Here is a 12,064-nt window from a genome sequence, read left to right as displayed (position 1 = left end):
CGGATGAGCCTGTCCGAGCACCTCACGGAGCTGCGCACGCGGCTCGTGAAGTGTTCGCTCGCGGTGCTCGTGCTGGGCGCCGTGTCGCTCATCTTCGCCAAGCCCATCTTCGGCGTGTTGATGCGGCCGGTGCTGGACGCGCTGCCCCCGGAAGGGCGCTCGCTCGTCTACACATCCGGCATCGAAGAAATCAACGTGCTGATGAAGGTGGGCGTGTACTGCGGCATCTTCCTCACCACGCCCGTCATCCTCTGGCAGATCTGGGGCTTCGTGGCGCCCGGGCTCTACCCGGAGGAGCGCAAGTACGCGTCGCCCTTCGTGGTGCTGGGCTCCGTCGCGTTCATCGTGGGCTCGCTGTTCTGCTACTTCCTGGTGCTGCCCTCCATGTTCAAGTTCCTCCTCAACGAGGAGGAGACGCTCGCCCTGGAGCAGCGCATGGACACCGCGCGCATGGGGGGCGAGGACGCGCTGCGCTTCCTGCGCATTGGCGAAGTGGAGCGCGCCGGCCACGTGGCCAAGGAGACCAGCGCCGCGCTGACGGCCGCCGGTGAAGGCCAGGTGAAGGACCCGGAGGTGGCGACCGCGAAGAGCGTGGAGCTCACCGCGCGCCTCAAGGGCCTGGGCGACCTCTTGGACGCCGCCGCGGACGGGCTGGGCGTCCCCGCGCGCGGCGTGCTGCGCCAGGCGGTGGAGAAGCGCGTGGAGGCGGTGACGGCCTTCGGCAAGCAGGACTACGTCGCGGCGGAGGCGGCCATGGACCAGGCGGCCAGCCTGCTCGCGGGCGTGGCGCCCACGCGCGCCGAGGAGATGTCCGGCCTGTGGCGGCTCCAGAAGGAGCTGGCCAAGGGCCACGCCGAATCGGAGGCCGCGCGCTGGACGCGGCCCATGCTGACCATGAACGAGCAGCTGTCGCTGGTGCTGCTGCTCATCCTCGCCTTCGGCGTCATCTTCGAGCTGCCGCTGGTGATGGCGCTCTTGGGCATCGTCGGGGTGGTGCAGTCGAGCTTCCTCATCCGCTACCAGCGCCACGCGTTCGTGGTGTGCCTCATCGCGGCGGCGATTCTGACGCCCACGGGTGACGTGGTGAACCTGTCGCTCATGGCCGGGCCCATGCTGCTCTGCTACGAGCTGGGCGTGCTGGCGGTGTGGCTCATCGAGAAGCGCCGTGCGAAGGCGGAAGCCTCCACGGACATCACCCCGGCGGCGTAGACTCCCGCGCGCATGAAGAGCCCTGCCGCGCGCCTGATGGTGGACCTGCGGTACCTGCGCGCGCTGTCGCGGAGGTTCCGCAGCACGTTGCTGCTGGCGGCGGTCATCTTCGGGGTGGGGCCGGCGCTTTACCACTGGCGCTATGTGGGGCCGGACGGGGACCGCATCTCCTACGGAGAGGCGCTGCACCACGTCTACTTCCTGCTCTTCGGCCAGCCGTCGCTGCCCTACGTGAGCGACTGGTTCGTGGAGGCGCTCAACATCCTCATCCCGCCGGTCAGCATCGCGCTGGTGGTGGATGGCGTGGTGCGCTTCGCGTACCTCTTCTTCGCGCGGCACAAGAACGACAAGGAGTGGGTCTCCGTGGTGTCCGAAACGATGAAGGGCCACGTCGTGGTGTGCGGCGCGGGACGCGTGGGCTACCGCGTGGTGACGCAGCTGCGGGAGATGGGCAAGGACGTCGTCGTGGTGGAGAAGCGCGAGGACGCGACGTTCGTGTCCGCGCTGCGCGACGAGAACATCCCGCTGCTCATCGACGACACGCGCAGTCCGCTGTGCCTGCCGCGCACGAACGTGAAGAAGGCGTCCGCCATCGTCTGCGCCACGGACGACGACCTGGCGAACCTGAACATCGCGCTGGACGCGCGGCGGCTGAACCCCGGCATCCGCGTGGTCATCCGCCTGTTCGACGACGACCTGGGCGCGAAGGTGCGCGACACGTTCAAGGCGGAGGCCCTGTCCAGCTCCTCGCTGGCCGCGCCCGCCATGGCGCTGGCGGCGTTGGACCCCCGGCTCATCCACTCGTTCCGCATCGGCAAGCACCTGATGGTGGTGTCGCTGTTCGTGGTGCGGGAGGGGCTGCCGGGGATGAACATCTCCCAGGTGCGCGACCGCTTCGGCGGGCTGGCCCTGTCGCTCATCCGGGGCGACGAGGAGACGCTGCATCCGAACGGTGACGTGGTCCTCCAGGCGGGGGATCAGATCACCATCCAGGCGTCCTATCCGGAGTACTGCGCCCTGCGCGCCTTCACCGGTGAGGCGGACGCGCCGGCGTACGCGGACCACGACAACTTCCTCATGCCGGGCTACCGCCCCACGGGGTGAGCTTCCCGCTCCGGCTTGCGAGCGGGACGGCGGGCGATTAGGCAGGGCGCGCTTTCTTCCGGAGGCCGTCTTGCATCGTTCCGCCGTCGTCCTGTCCCTGCTGGCCGTCCTGTCCGTGGGCTGTGCGTCCTCCCCTCCGCGTCCGAAGGGGGCGCAGGTGACGCTGGCCTCGCACGCGGACGCGCGGGTGGGCACCTATGTGTCCTCGCCGTGGGGCTTCAGTACGTCGTCGTATTGGATTGAAGGGCCCACGGGGCTCATCCTGGTGGACACACAGTTCCTGCCGTCCGCGGCGGAGGAGTTCGTCACCTGGGCGGAGGCGGTGACGGGCAAGAAGGCGGAGCTGGCCATCGTGCTGCACGCCAACCCGGACAAGTTCAACGGCACGGACGTGTTGCGCAAGCGCGGCATCCGCGTGGTGACGAGCGAGCAGGTGCGCGCGTCCATCCCGGCCATCCACGAGAAGCGCACGCGGGCATTCGCCGCCCGGTACGCGCCGGACTATCCGGCGGCGCTGCCGCTGCCGGACAGCTTCGGGAGCAAGACGACGGAGCTGAGCGCCGGTGGCGTGACGGTGAAGGCGCACGTGCTGGGCGCGGGGTGCAGCGAGGCGCACGTGGTGGTGGAGTTCGACGGGCACGTGTTCCCCGGCGACCTGGTGGCGAACGATGCGCACAGCTGGCTGGAGATCGGGCGCACGGAGGCGTGGCTCCAGCGGCTGGAGGAGTTGAAGGCGCTGCGCCCGAAGTGGGTGCATCCGGGGCGGGGGCCGTCGGGAGACGCGGGGTTGCTCGTGAGCGAGCGGCAGTACCTGGAGCGCGTCATCGCGGAGGTCGCCGCGGAGCATCCCCAGGGGCCCTTCACGGATGTGGCGGCACAGCACATCCGCGAGCGCATCGAGGCGGCGTACCCGGGTCTGCGCTTCCCGGTGTTCCTCAACATCGGCTTGCCGGCGGAGTGGGAGCGGCAGGCGCGGGTTGCCGCTCCCTGAGGGCCTACTCGAAGTTGCAGGGCACCGCGGAGAGGCTCCAGATGGAGGTCACCTGTCCGGTGGTGATGACGGGGCCGGTGCAGGGGCAGACGCGCTGGCCCACCTGGTTCGTCCTCGCGGCGTCGCTGTAGAAGAAGATGCGCGTATTCTGGCCCACGCGGCACTGCGGGAGGATGGCCTGCTCGGCCGTCCCGACGTCCGTCGCGACGGCGTCTTGCGCCGGGTCACCGCCACACGAGGCCAACAGCAGGGCGCCCGCCAGCAGCGCGAACTTGATGGGGTTACTTGCAGAGTGCATAGGACACGCTCGTGAAGGTCGTGGTCTGGCCGTAGGTGGTCGTGGTGCCGGTGCAGCTACAGATGAGGTGGCCCACCTCCACCGTCTTCGTGCTGTCGCTGAAGTAGGTGACGCGGGTGTACTGGCTCGGGCGGCAGGGGGACGCGGCCTGCTCCGAGGTCTCCAGGTTGGGTTCGCCGAGGGCTTCGGCTTCGCCACCACCACATGCGCCGAGCAGCAGGGTTCCCGTGCACAGCAGGCCCGTCAGAAGATGTCGCATCGTTCCTCCCAGATTGGGAAAACAAGATTAAGTAACAAGGGGCGTCTATGTCGACAGGTCGGGTCGCGGATGGCAGCTATCAAGCAGGGGTGCGGCGCTCGTTCGCGGTGGGCTCGGAGATGGCCTGGGCCGCCTGGGGTGAGGCGTCGGGACTGGTCCGCTGGGTGGGCGCCTGCGCCCAGGCGCTGACGGAAGGCGCGCAGGTCGTGCTCGCGGATGGGACGCGCATCAAGGTCGTGCGTCAGGTCCCGCCCAAGCAGCTGCGCTTGCGCCTGGAGCGCGACGGGTGGCCGCGTGCTCGCACCGTGCAGCTTCGCGTGTTGCCGTCGGTGCATGGCGTCACCGTGGCGTTGCACGCGGAGGGGCTGCCGGACGCGGGGGTTCGTGAAGAGCTGCTGGCGCGCTGGACGCGTGCACTGGAGAGCTGGAGCGCCTTCTCCGGGAGGACCGTGGAGGTGACCCGCGAAGGGGCTCCGAAGCGCGAGCCCGCGGGGAAGAAGGGCGCGAAGAAGCCTCCCGCGTTGGAGGCGGGCCTCGCGAAGCAGGGCGCCGCCGCGCTGAAGAAGCAGGGCCCCGCGCGAGGCACCAGGAAGGCCGCGGCCACGAAGCAGCCCCGGGCCGTGAAGAAGGCCGCGCCGGTGAAGAAGAAGGCCGTGGCCGCGAAGAAGGCCCGGCGCACGAAGTAGGGCGCGGCGCGGCTGGTGACTGCTGTTGGCGAGCGGTGACTCCAGTCACCAGGGACGGGCCCCGGCTCGTCCCACCGCGCCTCGCGCGTTTCCAAGGACATCAAGCACTTGGCCTCGGGCAGGTGTCAGCCCATGGGTTGGCATGTCCCCTGCTGTAGGTGTTCCTCGTCAGACGTACTCAAGTTCTCGAGGAAATCCCCATGGTCCCCGCGCCCGGTTCCGCCCGCATCGCTTCCTTCCGCCTCCCCTCGCAGGACCTCGACACCGTATCCGGTGGTCGCGTGCAGGGCGCCCACTGCCCGAAGCCGGGCGCGGGCTCGGTGTCCCCGTTCCAGCAGGACGGCTTCAGCGCGGGTCCCGCGAAGGGCGCGCAGTGGAAGCAGTTCGCGGAGGGGCTCGAGGACGTGGTGAAGCAGCTGCAGCAGCTCGTCCAGCTGCTCCAGACCCAGATGGGTGGCGCCGCTGCCTCCGCGGGCGGCGTTGATGGAGCCCAGGCTCCGTCGGGCGTGTCCGGTGCGCCCAGCAGGTGTGGCGTTCCCAGCGTCGACGGTGCGTCCAGCACGGGCGGCGCGCCGGGCGCGGGTGATTCGTTCCAGGCCGGCTCCACCCAGTCGGCGGGCTCCACCCAGTCGGCCGGCGCCACGGGCGACGTCCCGCAGGGCGAGGTGGGCGATTGGATCAAGCAGGCCATGGACATCCTCAAGGCCAATGGCGTCCCGGTGGAGAAGATGAACCCGCAGGACATCGCGAAGATCATCCAGCACGAGTCCAGCGGGAACCCGAACGCCATCAACCTCTGGGACCAGAACGCCAAGGATGGCCACCCGTCCATCGGCCTGATGCAGACCATCCAGCCGACGTTCGACGCGTACAAGCTCCCGGGCCACGACAACATCCGCAACCCGGTGGACAACATCATCGCGGCCGTTCGCTACTCCGTGGACCGCTACGGCTCCGTGTCGAACACGCCGGGCATCCAGGCGATGAACAGCGGCAGCGGCTACGTCGGCTACTGAGCCTCACCGCCCCCGCAGGTTCTGGGCGATCTTCAGGATGTCCGCGAGGACGCCCGCCGCCGTGACAGGGCCGCCTGCTCCCGCGCCCTGGACCAGCAGCGGGTAGTCCGCGTAGCGCTCCGTGGAGAAGGCCACGAACGCCTCCGAGCCGCGCAGCCGCGTCGCCGGATGCTCCTTCGGCACGGCCACCGGACCCACGCGCAGCACCGGCCCGTCCTTCGCCGCCGGGTCGATGCGCGCCAGGTAGCGCAGCACCTTGCCCTCCGCGCGCAGCCCCTCGATGCGCGAGGTGAACGTCCGGTCCAGCTTCTCCAGCCCCGCGAGGAAGCGATCCACGTCCGCCTCCTCCAGGTACTCGCGAGGCACGAACGGCTCCACCTCCACGTCCTCCAGCGTCAGGTTCAATCCCTGCTCCCGCGCGAGGATGAGCGCCTTGCGCGCGGCGTCCGTGCCGGCCAGGTCCTCGCGAGGGTGCGGCTCCGTGAAGCCCTTCTCGCGCGCCGTGCGCACTGCTTTCGACAGCGGCACACCCTCCATCAACTGCTGGCTCAGGTAGCCGAGCGTTCCGGAGAAGGAACCCTCCACGCCATGCACCCGGTCTCCCGTGCGCACCAGGTCCTTCAGCGTCTGGATGACCGGGAGCCCCGCGCCCACCGTCGTCTCGTAGTGGTACGCGCGGTGGTTCAGGTGCGCCGTGCTCCGCAGCCGCTCCCAGACCTCGAGCGGCTGGGTCAGCGGCTTCTTGTTCGCAGCCACCACGTGGATGCCGCTCTTGAACGCCTCCAGGTACAGCTCCTCCATGCCCTCCGCCGCGGTGCAGTCCACCAGCACCGGCACGGGCAGGCGGCGCAGCGGCTCCAGCAGCGCGCGCACCACGGGCGGTGACGCGCCCTCGGGCACGGACTGGATGCGCTCGCGCCACTGCTTGAGCGGGATGCCCTCCGGCGAGAAGAGCACCCGCCGGCTGTCCGCGAGCCCCACCAGATTGAGCTGGATGCCGTGTCCCTGCGCCAGCGTCTCCTGCAACGTGCGCAGTTGCTCCAGCAGTTGGCTTCCCACAACGCCATGGCCCAGCACCAGCAGGCTCACCTCTTCATGCGCGAAGTGGAAGGCCGCGTGCACCGTGCGCACGGTCAGCGCCGTCTCCGCCCCGTCCACGATGAACGAGATGGAGCGGGCGCTCGCCGTCTGCGCGATGGCGCGCACGTTGACGCCCAGCGCGCCCAGCGGCTGGAACAGCCGTCCCGCCACGTTGGCGCCCTGGCCCATGGCCTCCGCCACCAGCGCCACCTGCGTCACCGGCGCGCGCACCTGAGGCGGCTGCAACGCGCCCCGCTCCAGCTCTGGCGCCAGCTCGCGCCGCAGCACTGCTTCCGCGCGGGCCGCGTGCGCCCTGCGCAACACCACCGCCACCGAGCGCCCCGGCGACGACTGCGCCGCCATCCACGCGTCGATGCCCGCGGCCTCCAGCGCCTGCAACGCACGAGGCCCCACCGGCCGCGCCGCTTCCTCCGTGCCTCCCTCCAGGCCCAGCAGCGCCAGGTCCTCCAGGGACACCACGCACGTGGGCACGCTGCCGTTGCCCGCGCCGCGCACGTCGATGAGCGTGCCGGGTTCGTCGGGCTGTTGCAGGTGGCGCACGCGCAGCGGGATGTCCGCGTCGCGCAGCGTGGACAGCGCGCGAGGGTGCAGCGTGGGCAGGCCCAGGTACACCAGCTCCAGCGCCTCCGTGTAGCTCAGGTGCGGCACCGGCCGCGCATCCGCGACGTGCAGCGGATCCGCGGTCATCACCCCGGGCACGTCCGTCCACAGCGTCAGCGGCGTGCCCAACAGCACGGACAGCACCGCCGCCGTCTCATCCGCGCCCTCCACGCCCAGCGTCGTGGAGCGGCCATCCAAGGCAGCGCCCCGGCCACCCGCGTGCACCGTCAGCCGGCCCTCCCACGAAGGCCGCAGCGTGGCCACCCGGGCGCGGGTGTGCTCGCGATTCACGCGCGCCTGTCCGGGCTCGCCCTCTGTCACCGTCCAGTCCGCCGCGTCCACCTCCAGCGAAGGGATGCCGCGCGCACCCAGCAGCTTCGCCAGCAGCGCCGCCGTCAGCCGCTCGCCGGTGCCGCGCACCACGTCCTCCAGCGCGGGCCGCCGTTCACGCACCAGGCTCGCGCCATCCAGCGCGCGTCGCGCCGGCTCCAGCAGTGAAGCCAGGCTGCGCGTGCCATCCGTCTCCACCGACGTGGAGCCCGGGGGCGCACCCAACCGGCGCTCGGCCTCCTCCAGCATCAACAGTCCCCGCGCGAGCAGGCCGTCCAGCTCCTGCCGGGCCAGCGTGGAGTTGCCCTTCAACGCGATGGAGAGCGCCGACTCCAGCCCCTCCACGAGCCAGGGCGGTGACGACACGATGGCGGCGCGCGTGTTGCCCGCGTCGCGGCGAGACAGGTGCGTGGCCACGGACGCGAGTCCCTGGGCGGTGTCGAGCAGGAACGGAGCGTAACGGGTGATGCTCACAGGGGCGGTCATGAGGTCTTCCGGGCGCGGACGCCGGCAGTGGAGGAAAGGCGGGCGTCGCGGCCCACGCCCGGGGGCAGGGCCAGCGCGCGGACCAGCAGGGGCGCGAGCGCGTCCCATTCGATGAGGAAGCCGTCGTGGCCGTGCACGCTGCACAGGGCCGCGTACTCGGCATGCAGTCCCTGCGCGCGCAGGCGGCGGGACAGGTTCTTCATGTGCTCGGGCGGAAAGAGCGCGTCCCGGTCGATGCCGATGGTGAGCGTGCTCGCGCGGATGCGGTCCACGCCGGGGCCGCCGTTTGGCGTGGGCACGCGCGTGAGGTCGTGGTGGTCCATGGCGCCCAGGAGCGCCAGGTAGGACCGCGCGTCGAAGCGCGCCTCCAGCTTCGCGCCCTGGTACTCCAGGTAGCTCTCCACCGGGTACAGCGCGCGTGACGACCACGCCTGTGGACGCGGCTGGAGCGCCTCCAGTCCGGCCTCCGCGCGATAGGTGAGCGTCGCCAACTGGCGCGCCAGCTCCAGGCCTCGCCGGGGGGATTCGGGGTAATCGGGATCGAGCAGGATGACCTGCCGGGCCACGTGGTTCCAGCCCACCGCCCACGCGGACGCGGCCTCCGCCGTCGCGATGGGCACCATGCGCTGGAAGCGCTCCGGCGCGAGCGCCGCCAGGCACAGCACCACCATGCCGCCCAGCGAGCCGCCGGTGACGAGCGCCACCTCATCCACGCCCAGCGCGTCCAGCGCCGCGAGGATGGAGCGCGCCTGGTCCCACGGCGTGAGGGTCGCGGGCAGGCTCCGCTCATCCAGGCGCAGGTCGCCCTTGGGCAGCACCGGCGCCGGGCCGAAGCGCGTGTCGTCGGTGCGCTGCGGGAAGCCCTCGTCCGCGGGGCCGGAGGTGCCGTAGCAGGAGCCCAGGTTGTTGAAGCACAACAGCCGCACGCGCGAAGGGTCCAACGGCCGGCCATGCCCGATGACGGGGGCCCACCAGCCGCCTTCTCCTCCGGCGTTCATGTCCCCGGTGAGCGCGTGCACCAGCAGCACGGTGGGCACCGGGTCCGGCGTGCGGCGAGGACCGATGCGGCGCGCGTCGCGCAGCTCGGAGGCAGCGTCGCGCAGCTCGGAGGCGGTCCTCCTCACCACGCGCAGCCGGCCTTCGCGCGCCGCTTCCTCGGACTGCACGCGCGCACGGGACTGCAACCACGCGAGGTCCTCCGGGGGCCCCCACCACCAGCCGCGCACGAGGTGGGGTGCCACGCGGGCGCCGGCCTCCAGCGGCAGGTCCGGCAGCGACAGGTCGAAGACGCGCGGGGTCTCCGCGCGTGGGGGGATTTCCTGGCCAGGCCTCACGGGTCGCATGGCGTCAGACCGCGCTCAGGGCCTGATCGAGGTCGGCCACGATGTCGTCCAGGTGCTCGATGCCCACGGACAGGCGCACCAGGTCGTCGGTGACGCCGGTGCTGGCGCGCTCCGCCGGGGTGAGCTGTTCGTGGGTGGTGGACGCGGGGTGGATGATGAGCGAGCGCGTGTCGCCGATGTTCGCGAGCAGGCTCCACAGCTTCACGCCGTCAATCACCTTGCGCCCGGCGGACAGGCCGCCCTTCACGCCGAAGGTGACGAGCCCGCCGAAGCCGCCGTGGAGGTACTTCTTCGCGTTGAGGAACGAGGGGTCGTCCTCCAGGCCCGGGTAGCGCACCCACTCCACCTTCTTGTGCTGCTGGAGCCACTTCGCCACCGCGAGCGCGTTCTGCGAGTGGCGCTCCAGCCGCAGCCGCAGCGTCTCCAGGCCCAGGATGAACGCGTGCGCGTTGAAGGGGCTGAGCGCGGGGCCGATGTCGCGCAGGCCTTCCAGGCGGGCCTTGAGGATGAAGGCCGCGGGACCGAAGGCCTCGCGCAGACGCAGGCCGTGGTAGCCGGGGTTGGGCTCGGTCAGCTCCGGGAACTTGCCGTTCTCCCAGGGGAAGTTGCCGCCGTCCACGATGACGCCGCCAATGGAGGTGCCGTGGCCGCCGATGTACTTCGTCGCGCTGTGCAGCACGATGTGCGCGCCGTGGCGGAGCGGGTTGAAGAGGGCGGGGGACAGCGCGGTGTTGTCCACGAAGAGGGGCAGGCCTGCTTCACGCGCCACGGCGCCAATGGCGTCGAAGTCCGGAACGTCCAGGCGCGGGTTGCCCAGGGACTCCAGGTAGAGCGCCTTCGTCTTCGGGCCAATGGCCTGGCGGAACGCGTCCGGGTTGCCCGCGTCCACGAACTTCGTGGTGATGCCCAGGCGCGCGAGCGTCACCTTGAAGAGGTTGTACGTGCCGCCGTAGAGGCTGGCGCCGGAGACGATCTCATCCCCCGTCTTGAGGATGTTGAGGATGCCCAGCGTCTGCGCGGCCTGTCCGGACGCGACCGCGAGCGCGCCCACGCCGCCTTCGAGCGCGGCGATGCGCTTCTCGAAGACGTCCGTCGTGGGGTTCATGATGCGCGTGTAGATGTTGCCGAACTCCTTGAGGCCGAAGAGGGCGGCGGCGTGGTCCGCGTCGCGGAAGCGGTAGCTCGTCGTCTGGTAGATGGGCACCGCGCGAGCGCCCGTGGTGGGGTCGGGCGAATAGCCGGCGTGCAGCGCGAGCGTGTCGGGGTGCAGCGGGCGTTCGTTGTTGTGCGTGCTCATGGCAAGGGACTCCTGTTCGCGTCGCTCCGGAAGGAGCGCGCGTGCGTGAGGGCGGACGGGTGGTGGGGACGTCAGGGCACTGCGGGCGGCGGGGAGGGCTTCAGGACTCGGTGGGCGCTGCGACGCTCTTTGGCAGGGGTGCGAGAGCGGAGGCCCGGAACGACGAAGCCCACCGACCCTCGCGGGTGGGTGGGCTCCGGTTGGCTCGCCAGGGGCAGGCTGTGCGTCAGCCGGCCGCGGCGGGCTTGGGCCCACCCGGAACAGGCATCGAACACATGCACATGGCGGAGGTGACGAACATTCTGCGAGAAGAAGTAGACGCGATGGCGCGAGCTGTCAAGCCACCCTCCGGAGCCGCACCGCATGTGTCGCGGACCCGTGACACCGATTCACTGCGTATTCCCAGAATGACGTCCTCCCGCTCGGTCCTCCTCCTGGCCTGTCTGTTCCTCGCCGCGTGCTCCAAGCCCGCGCCGCCCACCTCCGTGAATCTTCGAAAGAGCTTCCGCACGCAGTTGAAGGTGGAGCCCACGCATCGCGCTCCCGCGCCCACGCCGCCGAAGGAGCTCTTCGAGTTGGTGCGCTATCCCGCACCGCTGGGCCTGAACGCGGCCTACGTCACGCCCGTGCGCGAGGGCGCGAAGCGGCCGGCGGTGGTGTGGATCCACGGCGGCTTCAACTGGGGGCTCGACGACTTCGCCTGGGCGCCATCACCGCGCAGCAATGATCAGAGCGCGCGCGCCTTCCGTGAGGCCGGGCTGGTGTTGATGCTGCCGTCGCTGCGCGGCTCGGACGACAACCCGGGGGCGACCGAGTACTTCCTGGGCGAGGTGGATGACGTGGTCGCCGCCATCGACTTCGTGGCGAAGCGCCCGGACGTGGACCCCGCGCGCATCTACGTGGCGGGGCACAGCACGGGCGGCACGGTGGCGTTGATGGCGGCGGTGCTGTCACCGCGTCTGAAGGGCGCCTACGCGTTCGGTCCAACGCATGATGTGGCTGAGTACGCGCACTATGTGCCGTTGCTGGGACAGGCCCAGGGACCGGAGCTGTGGATGCGCAATCCGGTGAGCTACGTGGAGCACCTGCGCGTGCCCACGCAGGTCATTGAAGGCTCGGACCACGGAAACATGGACGCGTTCGAACCGCTGCGCGTGGCGGCGAAGGGCGCGCCGCTGTCGTTCCTCGCGGTGCCCGGGGCCACGCACTTCAGCGTGCTCGCGCCCGTGACGGAGTTGCTGGCGAAGCGGCTCAGGGAAGCAAAAGCGGACGCGCCCACGGTGCGGCTCACGGACGCGGAGGTCCGCGAGGCTGTGGCCGCCGAGCAGGAGTAGTCAGCGCACG

11 protein-coding genes are annotated in these 12,064 nt (G+C 70.7%); 6 read left to right on the top strand and 5 right to left on the bottom strand.

Going from position 1 to position 12,064, the window contains the following annotated elements:
* Nucleotides 1-3 precede the first annotated feature (3 nt).
* The 3 genes from tatC to ACX114_RS32120 all read left to right on the top strand — a co-directional run bounded on the left by tatC (nt 4) and on the right by ACX114_RS32120 (nt 3,304).
* Nucleotides 4-1,209 carry a twin-arginine translocase subunit TatC gene (tatC, locus tag ACX114_RS32130; RefSeq protein WP_459290911.1) on the top strand — a complete coding sequence of 402 codons (1,206 nt, stop codon included), beginning with the start codon at nt 4-6 and terminating at the stop codon, nt 1,207-1,209.
* Nucleotides 1,210-1,221: 12 nt separating this feature from the next.
* Nucleotides 1,222-2,313, top strand: a complete 1,092-nt coding sequence (locus ACX114_RS32125) for a potassium channel family protein (protein WP_459290909.1) — start codon at nt 1,222-1,224, stop codon at nt 2,311-2,313.
* A gap of 70 nt (nt 2,314-2,383) precedes the next feature.
* Nucleotides 2,384-3,304, top strand: coding sequence for an MBL fold metallo-hydrolase (locus ACX114_RS32120; RefSeq protein ID WP_459290907.1), 921 nt, complete (start codon nt 2,384-2,386; stop codon nt 3,302-3,304).
* A gap of 4 nt (nt 3,305-3,308) precedes the next feature.
* Here the strand turns inward: ACX114_RS32120 and ACX114_RS32115 are convergent, their stop codons facing one another.
* Together ACX114_RS32115 and ACX114_RS32110 are read right to left on the bottom strand one after the other, a co-directional pair.
* A complete protein-coding gene (locus tag ACX114_RS32115) occupies nt 3,309-3,602 on the bottom strand; it encodes a DUF6289 family protein (protein ID WP_459290905.1) in 294 nt (97 codons plus the stop codon).
* Nucleotides 3,586-3,861 carry a hypothetical protein gene (locus ACX114_RS32110; RefSeq protein WP_459290903.1) on the bottom strand — a complete coding sequence of 92 codons (276 nt, stop codon included), beginning with the start codon at nt 3,859-3,861 and terminating at the stop codon, nt 3,586-3,588. The genes ACX114_RS32115 and ACX114_RS32110 overlap by 17 nt, the downstream gene beginning before the upstream one ends.
* Nucleotides 3,862-3,908: 47 nt before the next feature.
* Between ACX114_RS32110 and ACX114_RS32105 the strand changes: the two genes are divergently transcribed.
* The gene (locus ACX114_RS32105) at nt 3,909-4,547 is read left to right on the top strand and encodes a hypothetical protein (RefSeq protein WP_459290901.1); all 639 of its coding nucleotides are present in this window, start codon (nt 3,909-3,911) and stop codon (nt 4,545-4,547) included.
* Between the two features lie 200 nt (nt 4,548-4,747).
* Entirely contained in the window at nt 4,748-5,563 is an 816-nt protein-coding gene (locus ACX114_RS32100) for a transglycosylase SLT domain-containing protein (protein WP_459290899.1), read from the top strand.
* Nucleotides 5,564-5,566: 3 nt separating this feature from the next.
* Here the strand turns inward: ACX114_RS32100 and ACX114_RS32095 are convergent, their stop codons facing one another.
* The 3 genes from ACX114_RS32095 to ACX114_RS32085 are packed head-to-tail and all read right to left on the bottom strand — an operon-like array spanning nt 5,567 to nt 10,720.
* Complete coding sequence (locus tag ACX114_RS32095; RefSeq protein WP_459290897.1) at nt 5,567-8,080, bottom strand: amino acid kinase family protein; 2,514 nt, start codon at nt 8,078-8,080, stop codon at nt 5,567-5,569.
* A complete protein-coding gene (locus ACX114_RS32090; RefSeq protein ID WP_459290895.1) occupies nt 8,077-9,423 on the bottom strand; it encodes an alpha/beta fold hydrolase in 1,347 nt (448 codons plus the stop codon). Before ACX114_RS32090 ends, ACX114_RS32095 begins: the two co-directional genes overlap by 4 nt.
* 4 nt (nt 9,424-9,427) lie before the next feature.
* Nucleotides 9,428-10,720, bottom strand: a complete 1,293-nt coding sequence (locus ACX114_RS32085) for an O-acetylhomoserine aminocarboxypropyltransferase/cysteine synthase family protein (RefSeq protein WP_459290893.1) — start codon at nt 10,718-10,720, stop codon at nt 9,428-9,430.
* A gap of 407 nt (nt 10,721-11,127) precedes the next feature.
* On the opposite strand from ACX114_RS32085, the gene ACX114_RS32080 reads away from it, so the two are divergent.
* A complete protein-coding gene (locus ACX114_RS32080; protein WP_459290891.1) occupies nt 11,128-12,054 on the top strand; it encodes an alpha/beta hydrolase family protein in 927 nt (308 codons plus the stop codon).
* Nucleotides 12,055-12,064: the final 10 nt, after the last annotated feature.

This window comes from Corallococcus sp. M7 (assembly GCF_054512695.1).
Note: the sequence above shows the minus strand (reverse complement) of the source record. Positions and strands in the feature narration are given on the sequence as shown.